Origin of the sequence: Fuscovulum ytuae, from assembly GCF_029953595.1 — a bacterium.
GTDB lineage: Bacteria > Pseudomonadota > Alphaproteobacteria > Rhodobacterales > Rhodobacteraceae > Paragemmobacter > Paragemmobacter ytuae.
The window spans coordinates 1,085,948-1,105,715 of the sequence record NZ_CP124535.1 but is presented as its reverse complement, the minus strand read 5'-3'; the positions used below and the strand labels follow the sequence as shown (position 1 = coordinate 1,105,715).

The 19,768-nt window shown below is 64.5% G+C and carries 15 protein-coding genes; 4 read left to right on the top strand and 11 right to left on the bottom strand.

The window, feature by feature from the left end:
• Window positions 1-75: 75 nt before the first annotated feature.
• Window positions 76-507: an Lrp/AsnC ligand binding domain-containing protein gene (locus QF092_RS05400; RefSeq protein WP_281468353.1), complete on the bottom strand. Its 432-nt coding sequence runs from the start codon at window positions 505-507 to the stop codon at window positions 76-78.
• Between the two features lie 217 nt (window positions 508-724).
• Between QF092_RS05400 and QF092_RS05395 the strand changes: the two genes are divergently transcribed.
• Both QF092_RS05395 and QF092_RS05390 read left to right on the top strand, forming a co-directional pair.
• Entirely contained in the window at window positions 725-1,870 is a 1,146-nt protein-coding gene (locus QF092_RS05395) for a type III PLP-dependent enzyme (protein ID WP_281468351.1), read from the top strand.
• Between the two features lie 93 nt (window positions 1,871-1,963).
• Window positions 1,964-4,234, top strand: a complete 2,271-nt coding sequence (locus tag QF092_RS05390; RefSeq protein ID WP_281468349.1) for a xanthine dehydrogenase family protein molybdopterin-binding subunit — start codon at window positions 1,964-1,966, stop codon at window positions 4,232-4,234.
• Window positions 4,235-4,280: 46 nt separating this feature from the next.
• Here QF092_RS05390 and gltA read toward each other — a convergent pair whose 3' ends face one another.
• A complete protein-coding gene (gltA, locus tag QF092_RS05385; RefSeq protein WP_281468347.1) occupies window positions 4,281-5,576 on the bottom strand; it encodes a citrate synthase in 1,296 nt (431 codons plus the stop codon).
• A 76-nt stretch (window positions 5,577-5,652) separates the two neighbouring features.
• Window positions 5,653-7,089: a glutamate--tRNA ligase gene (gene gltX, locus QF092_RS05380; protein WP_281468345.1), complete on the bottom strand. Its 1,437-nt coding sequence runs from the start codon at window positions 7,087-7,089 to the stop codon at window positions 5,653-5,655.
• Between the two features lie 86 nt (window positions 7,090-7,175).
• Between gltX and QF092_RS05375 the strand changes: the two genes are divergently transcribed.
• The gene (locus tag QF092_RS05375; RefSeq protein ID WP_281468343.1) at window positions 7,176-9,239 is read left to right on the top strand and encodes a ComEC/Rec2 family competence protein; all 2,064 of its coding nucleotides are present in this window, start codon (window positions 7,176-7,178) and stop codon (window positions 9,237-9,239) included.
• On the opposite strand, the gene lexA is transcribed toward QF092_RS05375, so the two are convergent.
• From lexA to QF092_RS05345, 6 genes are all read right to left on the bottom strand, one after another.
• The gene (lexA, locus tag QF092_RS05370; protein WP_281468342.1) at window positions 9,233-9,919 is read right to left on the bottom strand and encodes a transcriptional repressor LexA; all 687 of its coding nucleotides are present in this window, start codon (window positions 9,917-9,919) and stop codon (window positions 9,233-9,235) included. The two genes, QF092_RS05375 and lexA, sit on opposite strands and share 7 nt — an antisense overlap.
• A gap of 78 nt (window positions 9,920-9,997) precedes the next feature.
• Entirely contained in the window at window positions 9,998-11,176 is a 1,179-nt protein-coding gene (locus tag QF092_RS05365; protein WP_281468340.1) for a molybdopterin molybdotransferase MoeA, read from the bottom strand.
• Entirely contained in the window at window positions 11,173-11,655 is a 483-nt protein-coding gene (gene moaC, locus QF092_RS05360) for a cyclic pyranopterin monophosphate synthase MoaC (RefSeq protein ID WP_281468338.1), read from the bottom strand. The genes QF092_RS05365 and moaC overlap by 4 nt, the downstream gene beginning before the upstream one ends.
• 5 nt (window positions 11,656-11,660) lie before the next feature.
• Window positions 11,661-12,467 (bottom strand): indole-3-glycerol phosphate synthase TrpC, encoded by an 807-nt coding sequence (gene trpC / locus QF092_RS05355; protein WP_281468336.1) that lies wholly within the window; start codon window positions 12,465-12,467, stop codon window positions 11,661-11,663.
• 51 nt (window positions 12,468-12,518) lie between these two features.
• Complete coding sequence (gene trpD / locus QF092_RS05350; RefSeq protein ID WP_281468334.1) at window positions 12,519-13,535, bottom strand: anthranilate phosphoribosyltransferase; 1,017 nt, start codon at window positions 13,533-13,535, stop codon at window positions 12,519-12,521.
• Window positions 13,532-14,122 carry an anthranilate synthase component II gene (locus QF092_RS05345; protein ID WP_281468333.1) on the bottom strand — a complete coding sequence of 197 codons (591 nt, stop codon included), beginning with the start codon at window positions 14,120-14,122 and terminating at the stop codon, window positions 13,532-13,534. The genes trpD and QF092_RS05345 overlap by 4 nt, the downstream gene beginning before the upstream one ends.
• Before the next feature lie 136 nt (window positions 14,123-14,258).
• Here QF092_RS05345 and QF092_RS05340 point away from each other — a divergent pair, with 136 nt between their 5' ends.
• Window positions 14,259-15,776: a divergent polysaccharide deacetylase family protein gene (locus tag QF092_RS05340; protein WP_281468331.1), complete on the top strand. Its 1,518-nt coding sequence runs from the start codon at window positions 14,259-14,261 to the stop codon at window positions 15,774-15,776.
• A gap of 572 nt (window positions 15,777-16,348) precedes the next feature.
• On the opposite strand, the gene trpE is transcribed toward QF092_RS05340, so the two are convergent.
• A complete protein-coding gene (gene trpE, locus QF092_RS05335; protein WP_281468329.1) occupies window positions 16,349-17,857 on the bottom strand; it encodes an anthranilate synthase component I in 1,509 nt (502 codons plus the stop codon).
• Window positions 17,858-17,870: 13 nt separating this feature from the next.
• Window positions 17,871-19,748: a peptidylprolyl isomerase gene (locus QF092_RS05330; RefSeq protein WP_281468327.1), complete on the bottom strand. Its 1,878-nt coding sequence runs from the start codon at window positions 19,746-19,748 to the stop codon at window positions 17,871-17,873.
• Between the last annotated feature and the right edge of the window lie 20 nt (window positions 19,749-19,768).

The window sequence follows — 19,768 nt, the reverse complement described above, 5'->3', positions numbered from 1 at the left end:
TCAACATCCCGCCCGCTGCGTGCCCACAGTTTGCGGCACAGAAGGCGGCACAAAACAGGGCACAGCCGATGCAGGCTAAACCGCCCGGTCCAGACGGGTGGAAAGATGGATCAGGCTTTCGGAGGATTTCACCCCGGTGATCGTGCCGATCTGGTCCAACACCTGATCCAGAACCTGCGTATTGGGGCAGGCGATTTGCAACAGCAGATCAAAGCGGCCAGAGGTGGTGAAGACCCGCTCCACCTCGGCAATCGACTTCAGGCGTTGCAGGATTCCCGCCTGAGCGCGGGGTTCGATCGTCAGCAGAACCGACGCCCGCAACCGCCCCTGACGCGCCCCTTCGCCCAGTTTCAGGGTATAGCCAGCGATGACCCCGGTGGTTTCCAAACGCTCTAGCCGCGCCTGAATGGTGGATCGCGCAACCTTTAGTCGCCGCGATAGAGTGGCCACCGACATACGGGCATCCGCCCCCAAAAGCCCGATGATGTTGCGATCCAGTTCGTCCATGCATTTTGCCCGATCTTTTCGTCATTATAACGACGTTTCGCTACATTTATACAGTTTTGTCCGGTGAGTTTGTGCCCCATATGCCGCATCCTCAGTTGCAGGAAAAGGGCGGCTCATACGCACCTGGCCTGGTTGGAAAAACCGCGCAGGTGCCTTGCCGTCCCGTGAACATGCAACGGGGAGGGCTTGCGTCTTGTTGGCAGAAAGGATCACGCCGATGGGACTGTCCAAAACGATCTGGACCAATCCGACCGAATTCCTCCGCAACCAGCAGCCGGAGCATCCGGTGCTGTTTTTCTCGCCCTCGGCCCTGCAGGCCGCGGCGCGGCGGTTCATTGATGGCTTCCCCGGCATGGTGACCTATGCGGTGAAGTCGAACCCGGGCGAAGAAGTGGTCGAAAACCTCGCCGCTGCAGGGGTGCGCGGCTATGACTGCGCCTCACCCTTTGAAATCGACCTGATCCGCCGCCTCGCGCCTGATGCGGCCATCCATTACAACAACCCCGTCCGTTCGCTGGCCGAGATTGCCCATGCGGTGGAAAAGGGCGTGAAATCCTGGTCCGTCGATTCGCGGTCGGAACTGGAAAAGCTGATCGCCCACGTCCCGGCTGCGGACAGCGAAATCTCGGTCCGGTTCAAGCTGCCGGTGGCGGGCGCGGCCTATAATTTCGGGGCGAAATTCGGGGCGACGGCGGAACTGGCGACCGATCTGCTGCGCCGAGTGGCGGAGGCGGGTTTCATCCCGTCGATCACCTTCCATCCGGGTACGCAATGCACCGATCCCGCCGCATGGGAGGCCTATATCCGCACCGCCGCGCAGATCGCGCAGGATGCGGGTGTGACCATCGCGCGGCTGAATGTCGGCGGTGGCTTCCCGTCGCACCGCCTGATGGGCGTGGTGCCGCAGCTGGAGGCGACCTTTGATCTGATCGACCGCGTGGCGACCGAGGCGTTTGGTGCCGCCCGCCCGATGCTGATCTGCGAACCGGGGCGGGGCTTGTGCGGCGATGCCTTCACGCTGGCGGCTCGCGTCAAGGCGCTGCGCGATGATACGCATGTGTTCCTGAACGATGGCGTCTATGGCAGCCTGACCGAGCTTCCTCTGATCGGGGTGATCGACCGGGTGGAGGTTCTGTCGCCCGAGGGTGAAAAGCGCATGGGTGCGCCCCTGCCGCGCATCGTCTTTGGCCCGACCTGCGACTCGGTGGACCGTCTGCCGGGTGAAGTGCCGCTGCCGTCGGATATCGCGGAAGGCGATTACGTGATCGTGCAGGGGATGGGGGCCTATTCCACGGTCACCAACACCCGCTTTAACGGCTTTGGCGAATTGGCGCTGGCAACGGTTCTGTCGCTGAAGGTCTGATCACCTGTTAACGGATCATTAACCTGCGCCCCCGGCTGGACATTCCCCGCCGGGGGCGTAGTTTTTCGCGCAAGACGCGAAAGGAATCCCCGCATGAAATTCGGCCAATCACAACCCGCCCGACGGGTGGAAGATGTTCGTTTCCTGACTGGGGCGGGGCGCTATGTTGATGATATCGCACCGGAAAATGCACTGCGTGCGTGGTTTTTGCGGTCTGACCGGGCGCATGGGGTGATCACGGCGCTGGACGCGGCGGCGGCGCGGGATGTGCCGGGGGTGCATCTGGTTCTGACGGCGGAGGACCTGCATCAAGCGGGCGTGCAGACGGGGATGCGTTTTTCCCGCGTGACCAATCGCGACGGCAGCAAGGGGGCGGGGCCTGCGCGCCCCGTGCTGGCCGAGGGGCGGGTAAGGTTCGTGGGTGAGGCGATCGCCATGGTCGTGGCCGAAACGCTGGATCAGGCGCGGGATGCGGCAGAATTGATCGAGGTGGAGATTGATGAACTGCCGGTTTCCCTATCGCTGGAACCCGGTGGGGCGGCGATCCACCCAGAGGCGGCGGGGAACCTTGCCTTTGATTATGGCATAGGGCGCGAGGGAGAGACGGCGGCGGCGCTGGCCTCTTCGGCGCATGTCGTCCGGCTTGAGGTGATCCACAACCGGGTGATCGTGAACCCACTGGAGCCGCGCGGGGCTTGGGCCACATGGGATGAGGGCCGCCTGCATCTGGCCGTAAACGGGCAAGGCGTCTGGACCCAGAAGCGCGAATTGGCGCGGATGCTCGGCTTGGACGAGGCGGCGGTGCGGGTCACGAACCCCGATGTCGGCGGCGGTTTCGGGATGAAGGCCATGACCTATCCCGAATATGTGGTGATCGCGCAGGCGGCGCGGATGCTGGGCCGCCCCGTGCGCTGGATGGCGGAACGTGGCGAGGGGATGCTTTCGGATAATGCCGGGCGCGACCTGATCGCGCGGGCGGAGATGGGGTTCGACGCGGGGCTGAAGATTACCGGCTATCGGGTGACGGTGCTGTCGAACCTTGGGGCATATAGTTCGCAATTCGGGCAACCCATTCAATCGGAACTGTTTTCCAAGGTTCTGACCGGGGTCTATGATATCCCGAACGCTTGGCAGAACACCCTGGGTGTCTTTACCAACACCGCCCCCGTCGATGCCTATCGCGGGGCGGGGCGGCCTGAGGCGATTCTGACCATCGAACGGGTGATGGATGAGGCAGCGCGGGTTCTAGGCGCCGATCCGTTCGAGTTGCGGCGGCGCAACTTCATCCGCGCCTTCCCCTATAGGACAGTGACGGGGCAGGTGATCGACGTGGGCGATTTCCCCCGTGTGCTGGCGCGGGCCGAGCTTGAGGGGGATGTGGCGGGCTTTGCTGAACGGCGGCAGGCGAGCGCGGAGAAAGGCCTGCTGCGCGGATTGGGTCTGGCCACTTATATCGAGTCGATCCTTGGCGATCCGTCGGAAACCGCGCGTGTGGTGCTGGATGCGGATGGCGGGGCGACGCTTTATGTGGGCACGCAATCCAACGGGCAGGGGCATGAGACTGTTTATGCCCGGATGCTTTCGGGGATGACGGGGATTGATGTGGACCTGATCCGCGTGGTGCAGGGCGACAGCGATGCCATCCCCACGGGCGGTGGCACGGGTGGGTCGCGGTCGGTGACGGTTCAGGGCACGGCGACTCGCGCGACGGTGATACAGATGGTGGCGGGGTTCGAGGCGTTCTTGGCCGAAGAGACGGGGGTTGAGGGCATGCGCTTTGACGACCTTTCCTTTGGCGCGCCGGGATCGAACCTGCGCTTCACCTTGGCAGAGGCCGCCGAGATGGCACGTGCGAAGGGGCGGGACGATCTTTGCGACAAGGCGGCAACGATCACGCTTGAGGGGCGGTCCTTTCCCAACGGCGCGCATCTGGCCGAGGTGGAGATCGACCCCGAGACAGGGGAGGTGCGGCTGGACCGCTACACCGTCGTGGATGATTTCGGCACGCTGATCGCGCCGGAACTGGCCATCGGACAGGTGCATGGCGGGGTGGCGCAGGGGTTCGGTCAGGCGGTGATGGAAAATGCCGTGCATGATGAGGCGGGGCAGCTTTTGACGGCAAGCTTCATGGATTACGCCATGCCGCGGGCGGATGACCTGCCCTTTATCGGTTTCACCTCGGAACCCGTGCCGTCGATCCTGAACCCCTTCGGGATGAAGGGCTGCGGTGAAGCGGGCACGGTCGGGGCGCTTGGTGCGGTTTCGAATGCGGTGCGCGATGCGCTTGCCCTGCGCGGCGTGGGGCGGGTGGACATGCCCTTTTCGCCCCAGCGTGTCTGGCAGTGGTTGCAGGACGCAGAATGAAGAACGGCGGCCAAGTGGCCGCCGTGCTTGCAAAATTTCTGATCACTTAGCGGTGCTTCAGGTCGACGTAGTCGCGCTTCGTCTGCCCGACATAAAGCTGGCGCGGGCGGCCGATCTTCTGGTTCTTTTCGCCGATCATCTCTTTCCACTGCGAAATCCAGCCAACCGTGCGCGACAGCGCGAAGATCGGCGTGAACATCGAGGTGGGGAAGCCCATCGCATCGAGGATGATGCCGGAATAGAAGTCCACGTTGGGATAGAGCTTCTTCGAAACGAAATATTCATCCTCCAGCGCGATACGTTCCAACTCCTTGGCGACCTGAAGGGTGGGGTTGTTTTCGATCCCCATCAGGCCCAGCACCTCATCGGCGGATTCCTTCATCACCTTGGCGCGCGGGTCGAAATTCTTGTAGACGCGGTGGCCAAAGCCCATCAGGCGGAAAGGATCATCCTTGTCCTTGGCGCGGGCGATATATTCGGGGATGCGGTCAACGGTCCCAATCTCGCGCAGCATTTCAAGGCAGGCCTGGTTCGCTCCGCCATGCGCTGGTCCCCAAAGGCAGGCGATGCCCGCCGCGATGCAGGCGAAGGGGTTCGCGCCCGAAGACCCCGCCAGACGCACGGTAGAGGTGGAGGCGTTCTGTTCGTGATCGGCATGCAGCATCATGATGCGGTCCATCGCCTTGGACAGGACCGGATCGACCACATATTCCTCGGCCGGGACAGAGAAGCACATGTGCAGGAAGTTGCCCGCGTAATCGAGGCTGTTCTTCGGATAAACGAAGGGCTGGCCGATCGAATACTTATAGGCCATGGCGGCGATGGTCGGCAGCTTGGCGATCATGCGGATCGCGGCCACCTCGCGCTGCCACGGGTCGTTGATGTCGAGCGAGTCGTGATAGAAGGCCGACATCGCGCCCACGACGCCCACCATGGTGGCCATCGGGTGGCTGTCCCGACGGAAACCGCGGAAGAAGTAGTGCATCTGTTCATGCACCATCGTGTGGCGGGTCACGCGGCCCTTGAAATCGGCCAGCTGCGCGGCGGTCGGCAGTTCCCCGTAAAGCAGGAGGTAGCAGACTTCGAGATAGGACGATTTCTCGGCCAGTTGTTCGATGGGATAGCCGCGATGCAGAAGCTCGCCCGCATCGCCATCGATATAGGTGATCGCGCTTTCACAGGCGGCGGTGGAGGTGAAGCCGGGGTCGAAGGTGAAGACATCCGCCTCGGCATAGAGTTTGCGGATATCAAGGACATCCGGGCCAAGGGTGGGCGAGTGGACCGGAAGGTCATAGGTCTTGCCATCCAGCGTCAGCGTGGCGGATTTCTTGGTTTCGGCCATCTCTCAACATCCCTCGTTCTTGCCGTGGGAAATCCCGCGGCGTGGTGCAGCGATGCGGCCTTGCGAGGATCGGGCCTTAGCCCGCGGCATCCTCAAGCCGCGCAATCGTTTCGTCACGACCAATGACAAGCATCATGTCGTAAACACTTGGTGTCACACTGCGCCCGGCAAGGGCGGCACGCAGCGGGGCGGCCAGTTTGCCAAATCCGATGCCATGGGCCGTGGCAGTTTCGGTCAGGATCGGCTCTAGACCCTCTTTCGTCCAGCTAGCAGTTTGCAGGCGCGGCGTCAACGATTTCAGTATACCACGGGATACCGTATCAAGCGCCGGGGCTGCCGCAGCATCCGGCGAAATGGGCCGCGATGTCAGGGCGAAATGCGCCTTTTCAAGGAGTTCGGGGAAAGTCTTCGCCCGATCCTTGACGCAATAAAGTGCGCGCGACAGGAGGTCGCGTTGTGCGGCGGTCAAGGCGTCGCGGCCTGTGGCGGCGAGGAATGCCTCGATTTCATGCAGCAGCGCAGCATCATCGCTGGCAGCGATGTGTTGACCGCAGATGTTTTCCAGCTTTTTGAAATCGAGCCGGGCGGGCGAGCGGCCGATTCCGGGCAGATCGAACCATTCCATCGCCTGCGCAGACGTGAAGAATTCCGCATCGCCATGCGCCCAGCCAAGGCGCGACAGGTAATTGCGCATGCCTGCCGCCGGGTAGCCCTGAAGCTGATAGTCGCCCACGGCCGTGGCGCCGTGGCGTTTGGACAGTTTTTTGCCATCCGGCCCGTGGATCAGCGGGATATGCGCCCAAACGGGAATCGTCCAGCCCATCGCATCATAGACCATCTGCTGGCGGGCGGCGTTGTTCAGGTGATCGTCGCCCCGGATGACATGGGTCACGCCCATGTCGTGGTCATCCACCACGACGGCGAGCATATAGGTTGGGGTTCCGTCGGAACGGAGCACGATCATGTCATCCAACTGGTCATTGCGAAAGCGCACGGTTCCCTGAACGGCATCTTCGACGATGGTTTCACCCTCGCGGGGCGCGCGCATCCGGATGGCATAGTGGACCCCCTTCGGATGGGTGGCGGGATCGGCATCGCGCCACGGGCTTTGGAAAACGGCGTAGGAGACACCCTTCGCCTCTTGTTCTGCGCGGAAGGCGGCAATCTCTTCTTGCGTCGAGAAGCATTTATAGGCGGTGCCCCGAGCGAGCATTTCATGCGCGACTTCGGCATGACGATCCTTGCGGGCGAATTGGCTGACCGCCTCGCCATCCCAATCAAGGCCCAGCCAGCGCAGGCCTTGCAGGATGGCCGCCGTCGCCTCTGGGGTGGACCGTTCGCGGTCTGTGTCTTCGATCCGCAAGAGGAACTTGCCGCCACGGCCACGGGCGTAAAGCCAGTTGAAAAGGGCGGTGCGCCCACCGCCGATATGCAGATAGCCGGTGGGCGAGGGCGCGAAACGGGTGACGACCGGCGCTTGGCCGGGGCGGGCGGCGGAGGAGGCGTCGCTCATGGAGGTGTTAACCTTTCGGAAACCGGTCGGGTCTAGGGTCAGGCGCCTGTCTAGGCAAATGCGGGGCGGGAAACAAGGTGCGCGGGGTGGCGGTCCTCTTTGGCGGGATGGCAGAGGCGCTGGCCCGCCAGCGCGGGCGGTTGCTGCCCTTCTTTCCGGTGGGCTTGGGTTGTGGGATCGGGATCTGGTTCGGACAGACGCGGGAACCGGGGCTGGCTGTCCATGCAGCCCTTTTGGCAGGGATAGTGCTTCTGGCCCTGATCGCCTGGCGTTGGCCGCCCTGGCGGCCAGTGCCGATCTTTGTGGCGGCGTGCTTTCTGGGTTTTGTCATGTGCGGGCTGCGCGTGGCCGTGGTGTCCGCCCCGATCCTTGAGCGAGAGGTTTATGGTCCGGTCACGGGCCGTGTCGTGCTGATTGATCGGTCACAGGCCGGGGCATTGCGGATCACGCTGGATGAGGTCTGGATGGCGGAGATGCCGGCCGAGGAAACGCCCGCGCGGGTTCGCCTGTCCTTGCAGGGTGATCTGTCGGCCCATGCACCGCAACCGGGCGAGGTGGTGATGGTCACGGCCTTCCTGTCCCCGCCGCCGGGGCCGGTAGAGCCGGGGGCCTTTGACTTTCGCCTTGATGCCTTTTTCGATGGTCTGGGCGCGGTGGGCTATACCCGCCATCCCCTTCTGCTGTGGCAGGCTGCGGGGCCGGGCGAGGCCCAGATCGGGCGGCTGCGGGCGGCGCTGTCGGGCGCCATACAGGCGGCGATTCCGGGCGATGCAGGGGCCTTTGCCGCCGGGGTGATGACGGGAGACCGGTCTGGCCTATCGGTCGAGGCGGTGGCGGCGCTGCGGGATTCGTCACTGGCGCATCTTCTGGCGATTTCGGGGATGAACATGGCCTTCATAACGGCTTTTGTCTTTGCCCTGCTGCGCTTTGGTCTTGCCTTGATCCCGCCGGTCGCGCTGCGGGTGAATACCAAAAAGATCGCGGCGGTGGCGGCCTTTGGGGTGGCGTTCTTCTACCTGCTTTTGTCCGGGGCGAATGTTGCGACGGAGCGGGCCTTCATCATGGTGGCTGTGATGCTGGGGGCGGTCATGATGGACCGACGGGCCGTGACGCTGCGATCGGTGGGGATTGCGGGGACGGTGATCCTGCTCTGGCAGCCCGAGGCGATCCTTTCCCCCGGTTTTCAGATGAGCTTTGCTGCCACCATCGCGCTGATCCTTGGGTTCGGGTGGTGGACGGACCGGATGGCGCGGCGGAAGTGGCCTCGTGCGGCGCAGTTTGTGGCGACGCTGTTCCTGTCATCGCTTCTGGGGGGGCTCGCGACCGCGCCCTATGCCGCTGCGCATTTCAACCGGTTCACGGATTACGGGCTGATTGCCAATCTTCTGACCGGGCCTGTGATGGGGGCGATGATCATGCCGGCGGGGGTAATGGCGGCGCTGCTTTGGCCCCTTGGGCTGGCCCCTTTGGCCTTTTGGGTGCTGGAGATGGGATGCCGCTGGATACTGTTTGTCGCGCATGAGGTGGCGCGGCTGGAAGGGGCGGTGACGGGGATACCTGCCCCGCCTGCCGTGATGCTGCCCATGCTGACCTTGGGCCTGTGCTGGCTGTGCCTGTGGCAGGGGCGGGCGCGATGGGCCGGGGCGGTGCCGGTGGTGGTGGCCTTGGCGCTGTGGGGGCAGGGGGGACGGCCGGACGTGTTGATTGGCGGCGACGCTGCGGTGGGTGTTCTGGGGCCGGAGGGGCGGGCGCTGTCAGCCGCGCGGGGGCAGGGGTTTCTGCTTCGCAATTGGTTGGAGAATGACGGCGATCTGGCCGGGCAGGCAGCGGCTGCGGCGCGGGGCGGTTTTGCCGAGGGGCCCTTGGGGCGCGTCTTTGCCATCGGGGGGCGACGCGGGGTCATCCTGCGCGAAGGGGGCGATGCGACAGAGGCCTGCCGCCTTTTTGCGCTGCTGGTGCTGATGGAAGAGATGCCCTTGCCGAAGGGCGACTGCCTGATCGTGACGCCAGAACGGCTGGGCCGAAGTGGCACGCTTGCCATTGCGGCGGCGGGGGGCGGGCTGCGCGTGACCGCAACGCATAGCGGCAATCGTCCGTGGTCGCGCGGGGGGATAGAGGACCCCGCGCGTCTGTTGGCAGCCGGTCAATAGGTCCGGATCAATCCGACAAGGCGGCCTTGCACGCGAACGGCATGGTCAGGAAAAACGCGGGTTTCATAGGCAGGGTTCGCTGCCTCAAGCGCGATCATGGACCCACGGCGGCGGAAGCGTTTCAGCGTCGCCTCATGTTCTTCCACCAGCGCGACAACGATATCACCATTTTCGGCGGTGGATTGTTCGCGGATCACCACGATGTCACCATCATTGATCCCCGCGTCGATCATGGAATCCCCCTTTACCTCCAGCGCGTAGTGATGGCCGCGGCCCGACAGCATGGACCCCGGCACGGCGATGTGGTGGGAGATTTCGGCAATTGCTTCAATGGGCACACCGGCCGCGATCCGGCCCATGACCGGCAGTTCAAGGGCATGCACCGCTTCAACCGGGATGGCCGCGCGGGGCGGTTCGACCTTTGCCCCTTCGATAACACGGGGTTTGAAGCCGGGTTTTTCCATCGCCTCGGGCAGTTTGACGATTTCCAGCGCGCGGGCGCGGTGGGCGAGACGGCGGATGAAACCACGTTCTTCGAGCGCGGTGATCAGGCGGTGGATGCCGGACTTGGAGCGCAGATCAAGCGCCTCTTTCATTTCGTCGAAGGATGGGGGGACGCCATCGGCATCCATCCGCGTCTTGATGAAATCCAAGAGTTCCAGCTGTTTCCGGGTCAGCATCGGCCCCTCCATCGCGCCTGTGTTGGAGCAATGTTCTACCTGTGTTCCCGTTTTGTGTCAACCGGAACAGGGCGCGGGTCACAAGGGGATATAGTCCACCTCGGTTCCCGCAGGGCGCGGGCCATCGCCCAAGGGGCGGATCAGCAGCGCGTCAGCCTCGGTCAGGATGGTGATCAGGGCGCTGTCTTGTCGATCGAAGGGGGTGATGCGGGGCAGGCCCATGCTAGGGGCAAGCCGCGATCGCATGTAATGGGTGCGTGGGCCGGTGGGGCCGACATCTGCGCCAAGGACGGCGCGGGCGGTGGCGGGCGGGTATTCTCCAAGGCCAAGAAGGGCGCGCACCATGGGCAGCAGGAAGAGATGCCCGCAAACGATTGAGGAGACGGGGTTCCCCGGCAGGCCAAGCATCGGGATGCCACGCAGTCGGCCCGCCATCAGCGGTTTGCCGGGGCGCATGGCGATCTTGTAGAAGGCGCGCTCCATCCCCATGCTTTCGGCCACGCGACCCACCAGATCATGGTCACCGACGGATGCGCCGCCGATGGTGACAACAAGATCCGCCCCGTCGGCCATGGAGAGGACGGTGAAAAGCTCTGCCTCTGTATCGCGCGCAATGGGGAGGAGGCGGGCCTCGGCCCCCTCGGCCTCGACCAGCGCGGCGAGCGTATAGCTGTTGGAAGCGATGATCTGATCGTGGCGTGGGGTTTCGCCCGGCATGACCAATTCATCCCCGGTGGGGATGATGGCGACGATTGGGCGGCGGGTGACGGGCACCTCGGCGATGTTCATGGCGGCCAGAAGGGCAAGGTCGTTTGGCCGCAGGCGGCGGGGGGCCACTATGGCACCCGCGCGAAAATCCTGCCCGGCGGGGCGGATATGGGTGGCGGCATCGGCCCCGTCCCGGATCATGATCGTGTCGCCTGTGCGGGTGACGTCTTCCTGAATAACGACACGGGTTGCGCCATCGGGGATGGGCGCGCCGGTGAAGATGCGGACTGCCTGCGCAGGGCCGATGGTGCCGGACCATGCATGGCCTGCGCCAGCCTCACCGATCAGGATGAACTGGTCGCCGGGGGCCGGGTCGCCTTGCAGCGCATAGCCATCCATAGCCGAGGCGGGAAAGGGCGGCTGGTCGCGCGTGGCCATGACGGGGTGGGCAAGGACGCGGCCGGCCGCATGGCGCAGGGGCACGGTTTCCGCGGCGAGCGGACGGGTAAGGGCGAAGCATTTCGCCAGCGCCTCTTCAACCGAGATCACGGCGCGGCCTCGAACCGGCCGGACTTGCCGCCATCCTTCATCAGCAGGCGGATGCCTTCGATCTGCATCCCTTTTTCGGCGGCTTTCAGCATGTCGTAGATCGTCAGACAAGCGATGGAGACGGCGGTGAGCGCCTCCATCTCTACCCCAGTCTGGCCGCTGGTGCGGACGGTGGCGGTGACGATGACGCCGGGAAGGCTGGTATCCGGCGTCAGGTCAAGCGCGACCTTTGTGATGGGAAGGGGATGGCAGAGGGGGATCAGGTCGGCCGTGCGCTTGGCCCCCATGATGCCCGCAAGCCGCGCCACGCCCAGCACATCGCCTTTCTTGGCGCGGCCTTCGGTGACAAGGGCCAGCGTTTCCGCTGTCATCAGCACGCGGCCTTCGGCGATGGCGGTGCGGTCCGTGACCGGCTTGCCCGACACATCGACCATATGCGCGCGGCCCTCGTCGTCGAAATGGGTGAGGGGCGAGGCCATTGGCCTTACCTATGCCCGGTGAGAGGACGCGAAAGGATGGTGCGGGTCGCGCTCTCCACATCCTTTTGCCGCATCAGGCTTTCCCCGATCAGGAAGCAGCGCGCGCCATAGCGGGCGAGGTCGGCCAGATCGTCAGGCGTGTAAAGCCCGCTTTCCGAGATGATGAGCCGATCCTCCGGCACGCGACGGGCCAGATCGCGCGTTGTGTCGAGCGTGACCACGAACGTATGGAGGTTGCGGTTGTTGATCCCGATGAGCGGGGATTTCAGCCGCGCGGCGCGTTCCAGTTCGGCCAAGTCATGCACTTCAATCAGCACATCCATGCCCCAGTCGAAGGCGGCCTGTTCCAGTTCGGCGGCCTGACTGTCAGACAGCGAGGCCATGATCAGCAGGATGCAATCGGCGTGCAGCCCCCGCGCCTCGGTGATCTGATAGGGGTCGTAGATGAAATCCTTGCGAAGGCAGGGCAGATTGGTCGCCCGATGCGCGGCGGTGAGATAGCTGTCATCGCCCTGAAAGCTTGGCCCGTCGGTCAGGACCGAAAGGCAGGTGGCCCCCCCGGCCTCATAGGCACGGGCGAGGGCGGGCGGGTCGAAATCGGGGCGGATCAGGCCCTTGGAGGGGCTGGCCTTCTTAATCTCGGCAATCAGGCCATACCCCACATGGGCCGCCTCAGTCAGGGCGCGGGCGAAACCGCGCGGGGCGGGGGCGGCATTGGCGGCCTCTTCCAGATCAGCAAGGGAGCGCTGCACCTTGCGGGCGGCGACTTCCTCAAGCTTATAGGCCTTGATGCGTTCGAGAATAGTGCTCATGCCAGTTCCCTAGCGGGTGGAGGGGGGGAAGAAAAGGCCTTGGCAGGGCCTTTACTCCCCGGTGGTGATGCGCGCGACGGCGGCGACCTTTGCGCGAGCGGCGCCGCTGTCGATGGCGGCGGCTGCAATCTGCACGCCTTCGGGCAGGGTGGCGGCGCGGTCTGCAACGACAAGGGCCGCAGCGGCGTTCAGCAGGACGGCATCGCGATAGGCACCCATTTCCCCATCCAGCAGGGCGCGGAACGCCTGTGCATTTTCGGCGGGCGTGCCGCCAAGGATGGCTTCGAACGGGTGATAGGGCAGGCCCGCATCTTCGGGGCCGATGTCGAATTCGCGGATTGCCCCGTTTTCCAGTGCCACGACCTGCGACCGCGCGGCGATGGACAATTCATCCGTGCCATCCCCGCCATGCACAAGCCAAGCCTTTTCCGACCCCAGCGCCATCAGCGTTTCTGCCATGGGCCGCAACAGGCGTGCCGCGAAAGCCCCGGTCAATTGCCGCTTGGCCCCGGCAGGGTTCGTCAGGGGGCCTAGGATGTTGAAGATGGTTCGGGTGCCAAGCTCCATCCGCACCGGGCCGACATGGCGCATCGCCGGGTGGTGCATGGGGGCCATCATGAAGCCGATGCCTGCCTCGGTCAGGCATTTTTCTACGACATCGGGGCCGACCATGACATTCAGCCCCAGTTCCGTCAGCGCATCTGCCGAGCCGGATTTGGAGGAAAGGTTGCGGTTCCCATGCTTGGCTACCGGGACGCCCGCACCCGCCACGACAAAGGCCGTCGCGGTTGAGATATTAAGCGTACCCTTCCCGTCGCCCCCCGTCCCCACGATATCCATCGCACCCGCAGGGGCCGTAACGGGGTTGCATTTCGACCGCATCACGCTGGCGGCGGCGGCATATTCGTCCACCGTTTCCCCCCGTGTGCGCAGCGCCATCAGAAAGCCGCCCATCTGGGCAGGGGTGCCTTCGCCGTTGAAAAGGGCCTCGAAAGCGGTCTGAGCCTCGGCCCGCGTCAGAGGGCGTTCGGCGGCGATGCCGATCAGAGGGCGCAGCGCATCGCTCATGCTGGCACCGTTGCGGCCTTGGCCTCTTCCAGAAAGTTGCGAAGCAACTGATGGCCATGTTCAGAGGCAATGCTTTCAGGGTGGAATTGCACCCCTTCGATCAGCCGGTCTTTGTGGCGCAGGCCCATGATCGTGCCATCCTCAAGCCATGCGGTCACCTCTAGGCAATCGGGCAGGGTCGCGCGGTCGACGATCAGTGAATGGTATCGGGTGGCGAGGAAGGGCGAGGGCAGGCCGCGGAACACGCCTTTGCCCGCATGATGCATCGCGCCCATTTTGCCATGGACGATTTCATGGCAACGGATGACCTTGCCGCCAAAGGCCTCGCCAATCGTCTGATGGCCAAGGCAGACGCCAAGAAGGGGGATTCGCGCCTCGGCCGCCGCCGTGGCCAGGGGCAGGCAGATGCCCGCCTGTGCCGGATCACAGGGGCCGGGCGACAGGACGATCGCCTCGGGCCGCATGGCCAGAACTGCCTGCACATCCAGCGCATCATTGCGGTGGACGGCCACATCAGCCCCCAACTCGCCCAGATAATGGACGAGGTTGTAGGTGAAGCTGTCATAGTTGTCGATCAGAAGCAGCATCTTGCAGGGCCTTGCCGGATAGGGGATGAACCCATGGACGGGTCGGGCTATACATGGGCCGAGCGGAAGAGGGGCGTCAAGTCATAGTGGCGCATCCGAGGCCCTGAAAGGGCCACAAGAAGAAGGAGTGCAGGCGGTGATCCGGGGTTTCGTGACGGGCGTGATCTGGGGTGGCGTCGTTGCCGCGGCGGGTTTGGCGGTGATGTCCCAAGTGGCCCCTTTGCCGGGGGCCGCAACGGCACCGCAGGCAGATATCGCGCCGACCATCGAACCGGTGACAGCGCCCGAAGCGCTGCCATCCTTGCCAGAGCCGGAGCAGATGCCCGAGATCCTGCAAAAAGGGCCTGAACCGGACGAGGCCCCTGCGCCAGAGGTGGTGGAAGAAACCGACGGACCCGCAGTGGCAGAGGTGGCCGCGCCCCCTGCCGCAGATGCAGTGCCCGCCGATGCCATGCCAGACCCCCCCGCCACGGCCAGCGACCCTGTCGTGGAGGCGCTGCCCGCACCCGAAGCCACTGCCGAGAATGCCGCGCAACCTTCGGAAACAGAAGCAGAAATCCCTGCCGTTGCCCCTGCCGCGCCGATGACAGACGCCCCAGCCGCCCCCTCTATGCCAGAGGTTGCGGCCGCCGATGCGCCGATACCTGCCTTGCCGTACGAACCGCAGGTCCAGCCGCCCCCGGTTGCCCCAACCGCCCCGCTGGCAGAGGTAGCGCCACCCCAGCCGGATCAGGTGCCCCCTGCCGCTGCCCCGCAGGACGAGGCGCTGCTGACCCCGGCCCCAGAGGCAGAGGCGATGCCCGTCATCATCGCCCCGGTGGAGCCTGAGGAACCTGCGGGGCAACTTCAGACGGAAGGCACGCTTCAGGATCGTGTGGCAGGTGTGACGACCAACCGCCTGCCGCGGATCGGGGATGAACCTGCATCCGAGGCCGAGGCACCGCCCACGCCCGAGGTTTTGGCCGAGGGGGCGACGCCGCTTGATCTCTTTGCGCGGCCCTTCGCGAATGATGAGGGCAAGCCGCTTTTCGCGCTGCTTTTGATCGACGAAGGGGGCGATCCCGCCCTGCGCGCCGAAGTGGCGAAACTGCCCTTCCCGGTGACCTTCGTCCTTGATCCCCTGCGAGAGGATTCACTAACCTCTGCAATGGCTTATCGGTCGGCGGGGCAAGAGGTGGCGATGCTTGCCGTGGGCCTTCCGGCAGGTGCGACGGCGGCGGATATGGAGCAAAGCTTTCAGGCGTTGGACTTGGCCCTGCCCGAGGCTGTGGCAGTGGTCGATGCGATGGAAGGTGGCTTTCAAGACAGTCTCGATCTGGCGCGGCAGGCGGTGCCGATCGTGGCCGATCAGGGGCGCGGCCTTGTGACCTTTGACCGTGGCCTGAACCCCGCCGATCAGGTGGCCCGTCGTGAGGGCGTGCCCAGCGCGGTCATCTTCCGCATCCTTGATTCTGAAGGCGAATCCGTGCCGAAGATGCGCAACTACCTTGACCGCGCGGCCTTTAAGGCGGCGCAGGAAGGGGCGGTCGTCGTGATCGGCCGCCTGCGCCCCGATACGGTGGCGGCGATCCTTGAATGGACGGTCGAGGGGCGGGCGGCGAGCGTGGCGCTGGCCCCGCTGAGTGCGGTTCTGGAACGCCCGGCAAACAATTGAAAGACCAGCATTAACCCGCGTTTGGGGGTGATTTTCGCTGTGCCCTGTTTTGTGCCGCCTTTTGTGCCGCAAACTGTGGGCACGCAGCGCACGGTGATCCCGCATTAAGGTTAATGGTTTGCAAAGGGCCGGGAAGAGTTGCGGTGCCCCTCCAGCGCTCCCGGGCTGTGTAGGCTGTGCCCTGTTTTGTGCCGCCTTTTGTGCCGCAAACTGTGGGCACGCAGCGCACGGTCATTCCCGGTTAAGGTTAACGCAGGAGGGGGCCCGAGCAGCCGATCTCGGAGATCTGTGCGGGGGACCAAGCGTATGCCCTGTGCCGTCTGACACCCATCCGCCCATAAGGCTATCGCGGGGTCAAACGTGAGCCCGGCATTACACCCGCGATACTCCTTCCAAGCCTCTTCCTGCATAGGCCAAGCAAATGCCGCATAAGCATGAACGGCTAAGTTATCAAAACCCGCTGCCAAACCGGGCCCAGCCCGTGCGGCAGGACCGTTCCATTTTCTGTCTAAAACTATCCTCGGGGGGCAGACCGCCCCCCGGCACGGGGTGGTGACGCAACGGGGAGAAGATCAGCCGTTACCGCGCCGGGTGAAAAGACCCGCATCCTCGGCAGCGCGGCGCAGGGCGCGGGACTTGTTCACCGTTTCCTGATATTCCGCCTCAGGGTCGCTGTCATAAACGACGCCCCCTCCGGCTTGGATGTAAAGCGTTTCGTCCTTCAGCACGGCTGTGCGCAGGGCGATGCAAAAATCCATCTCGCCGTTGCACGCAAAATAGCCCACGCCGCCGCCATAGACGCCGCGTTTTTCGGGTTCCAACTCGTCGATGATTTCCATCGCGCGGACTTTCGGCGCCCCCGACACCGTCCCGGCCGGAAGCCCGGCCAGAAGGGCCGACAGCGCATCCTCGCCTTCCGCGATCTGGCCCACCACGTTCGATACGATATGCATGACGTGGGAATAGCGTTCGATGATGAATTGTTCGGTGGGCTTCACCGTGCCGACCTTTGACACGCGGCCCACATCGTTGCGCCCGAGGTCGAGCAGCATCAGATGTTCGGCCAGTTCCTTCTTGTCCGACAGAAGGTCCTGTTCCAGCGCCTTATCCTCTTCGGGCGTCACGCCCCGCTTGCGGGTGCCAGCGATGGGGCGGATCGTCACTTCGCCATCGCGCAGGCGGACAAGGATTTCGGGGCTGGCGCCCACGACTTGAAAGCCGCCAAAGTTGAAGAAGAACATGAAAGGCGAAGGGTTGGTGCGGCGGAGCGAGCGGTAAAGGGCGAAGGGCGGCGCCTCGAACCGCTGCGCCCAGCGTTGGCTGGGCACGACCTGAAAGATATCGCCCGCGCGGATGTAATCCTTGGCCTTTTCCACGGCGGCCTTGTAGCCGTCATGGGTGAAGTTCGACCGCGCCTCGCCCACGGGTGCCGCCTCGCCATAGTCGCGCGGGGCAGGGGGGGCGCGATCCAGATCGCGCAGCGCATCCATCACGCGTTCAGCCGCTTGGGCATAGGCGGCGCGGGCCGAGAGGCCCGATGCCACCCAAGCGGGTGCAACGAGCGTGACATCCCCCTTCACCCCATCCAGCACCGCCACGACCGAAGGGCGCATCAGCACCGCATCGGGAAGCCCCAGAGGATCGGGGTTCACATCGGGCAGATGTTCCACCAGACGGATCATGTCATAGCCCAGATAGCCGAACAGCCCCGCCGCGATGGCGGGCAGGCCTTCGGGCAGGTCGATCCGGCTTTCCGCAATAAGCGCGCGCAGCGTATCAAGCGGGTGGCCATCCAGCGGCGTGAAAGCGGCGGGGTCGAAACGGGCCTCGCGGTTGATGCGGCTTTGCAGGCCGTGGCATTGCCAGATGAGGTCGGGCTTCATGCCGACAACGGAATAGCGGCCGCGCACCTCTCCGCCTGTCACGCTTTCCAGCATGAAGGTATCGGCGCGCGCCTCGGCCAGTTTCAGCATCAGGGACACGGGGGTGTCCAGATCGGCGGCAAGGCGGGCATGGACAAGCTGATTGCGGCCCGCAGTCCAGCCCTTTTCGAAATCCTCGAAGGAGGGTTCAAGTTTCATCGCGCAAGGACCGTCAATTGAACTGGGCATGGACCGCGTTGATCGCGGTCTGGTCGATCTGGATGCCCGCCTCATTCGACAGCGCATTGGTGAACAGCTGGAAGGCATCCTGCGCCAGTGTCTGCTGTGCGCGGATCGAGATCGCCTCGCGCAGCGCGATCGCATCCTCGCCTTCGGTTTCGGCGGGAAGGATTGCGTCAAGCCGCAGCAGGCCCGTGAAGCCATCACCCTGCACCAGTTGCAGATCGCCTTGTTGCATGCCGAAGAGGGTGGGCAACAGGGTTTGCGGCACGCCTTCGATGAAGGCGTCGCGGGTCACGGCGCGGGTGACAGTGACGATGCCATAAGCGCCGAGCGAGGCGCCGGCGGCGACCTCGGCCTGCACGGCCTCGGCCCGGGCGGCAAGGGCCTTGGCCAGTGCATCGGCGCGCCATGCGGCGGTCACATCTTCGCGCACCTCATCGAGCGGGATGGGCGTGGGGGGAACGATCGCATCCAGACGCAGCGCGGCCAGCGCGCCATCGTCAAGCTGGATCACCTCGGGGAAATCGCCTTCGCCGATGGCTTCGGCGGCGGTGCGGAAATCGGGATAGGCTGCGATGCCTTCGGCGGTCTGGCCGGGGATATAGTCAAGCGTGGCCAGTTCCATCCCCGCATCCTGCGCGACCTCTTCGAGATCGGCACCGGAGGCGAGCAGATCGTCGATTTCTTCGATGCGCGCACCGATGGCACGGCGGGCGGCGGCGACGCGCATTTCGGCGGACAGGCTTTCGCGGGCCTCGTCGAAGGTGGTTTCCTGTGCAGAAAGGATCGCGTTCATGCGGAAGAGCGCGGGGCCGAGGTCGGACATGGCAGGGCCTGCGACGCCAGGTTCGGTCAGGGCGAAGACGGCCTCGCCCGCCGCGCCAAGATCGGCTTTGGAGACATCGCCAAGGTCGATGATATCAAGCGTCAGGCCACGTTCGGAGACAAGCTGATCGAAGGTGACCTCGCCCGCGTCGAGACGGGATTTCGCAGCCTGCGCTTCGGCCTCGGTCGGGTAGACGAGCCGTTCGACAAGGCGCTTTTCGGGGATCATGAATTCCCCGATGCGTTCATCGTAAAGCGCGCGGAGGGCGGTTTCGTCCACCTCCATCGTCGGGGCCAGCGCTTCGGGCAGCAATGCGACATAGGTGATGCGCTTGGCTTCCGGGCGGGTGAAGCGGTCGATATTGGCGTCGTAGAAGGTCTGAAGATCGGCGTCGGTCGGTGCGGCGAGGGGGGCGGAGAGGTCTGCCTCGGTCAGGGTGAGGAGCGAAAAGCTGCGCCGTTCGCCGGCATAGGCCGTGAGCGTGTCGGTGAGGGGGGCGGGGGCGGCAAAGCCACCCACCACCGCGCCTTGCAGGATGGAGCGGGCCACATCTTCGCGGATGCCGCGTTCGAACTGCGCCTCGGTCAGGTTGTTGCGTTCAAGGGTGAAGCGATACACTTCGCGGTCAAAGCTGCCCGCGTTGCCTTGGAAGGCGTTCATCTGCGTGATCTCGCCCGCGACGGTGGCGTCGCCCACGGAAATGCCGATGCGCGCGGCCTCATTATCCAGCGCGGCGCGGGTGATGACGGTTTGCAGAACCTGGGTATCCAGACCGAAAGCCTGCGCCTGCGAGAAGGGGATGGGCTGGCCCACCTGCGCCGAAAGGGCGTTCAATTCCTGCTGCAAAGCGCGGGCGTAGTCGTTCACTTCGATCTCGCGGTCGCCCACGCGGGCGAGCGTGCTGACCCCGCCGCCGAAATTGGTGACGCCAAAGCCGCCAAGGCCTAGCATCACAAGGACGAGCAGCACCCAGACGATATAGTTGCCGATGCCCTTCTTCTTGCGGGGGCTGTCTTCGGTTTCGGTCGTCTTCTTGGCCATTGGTCGCGCCTGTCCGGGCT

What these genes read in the sequence shown, in the direction of transcription:
- QF092_RS05400 (WP_281468353.1), bottom strand. Translation starts at nt 507, where the DNA reads ATGGACGAACTGGATCGCAACATCATCGGGCTTTTGGGGGCGGATGCC.
- QF092_RS05395 (WP_281468351.1), top strand. Translation starts at nt 725, where the DNA reads ATGGGACTGTCCAAAACGATCTGGACCAATCCGACCGAATTCCTCCGC.
- QF092_RS05390 (WP_281468349.1), top strand. Translation starts at nt 1,964, where the DNA reads ATGAAATTCGGCCAATCACAACCCGCCCGACGGGTGGAAGATGTTCGT.
- gltA (WP_281468347.1), bottom strand. Translation starts at nt 5,576, where the DNA reads ATGGCCGAAACCAAGAAATCCGCCACGCTGACGCTGGATGGCAAGACC.
- gltX (WP_281468345.1), bottom strand. Translation starts at nt 7,089, where the DNA reads ATGAGCGACGCCTCCTCCGCCGCCCGCCCCGGCCAAGCGCCGGTCGTC.
- lexA (WP_281468342.1), bottom strand. Translation starts at nt 9,919, where the DNA reads ATGCTGACCCGGAAACAGCTGGAACTCTTGGATTTCATCAAGACGCGG.
- moaC (WP_281468338.1), bottom strand. Translation starts at nt 11,655, where the DNA reads ATGGCCTCGCCCCTCACCCATTTCGACGACGAGGGCCGCGCGCATATG.
- trpC (WP_281468336.1), bottom strand. Translation starts at nt 12,467, where the DNA reads ATGAGCACTATTCTCGAACGCATCAAGGCCTATAAGCTTGAGGAAGTC.
- trpD (WP_281468334.1), bottom strand. Translation starts at nt 13,535, where the DNA reads ATGAGCGATGCGCTGCGCCCTCTGATCGGCATCGCCGCCGAACGCCCT.
- QF092_RS05345 (WP_281468333.1), bottom strand. Translation starts at nt 14,122, where the DNA reads ATGCTGCTTCTGATCGACAACTATGACAGCTTCACCTACAACCTCGTC.
- trpE (WP_281468329.1), bottom strand. Translation starts at nt 17,857, where the DNA reads ATGAAACTTGAACCCTCCTTCGAGGATTTCGAAAAGGGCTGGACTGCG.
- QF092_RS05330 (WP_281468327.1), bottom strand. Translation starts at nt 19,748, where the DNA reads ATGGCCAAGAAGACGACCGAAACCGAAGACAGCCCCCGCAAGAAGAAG.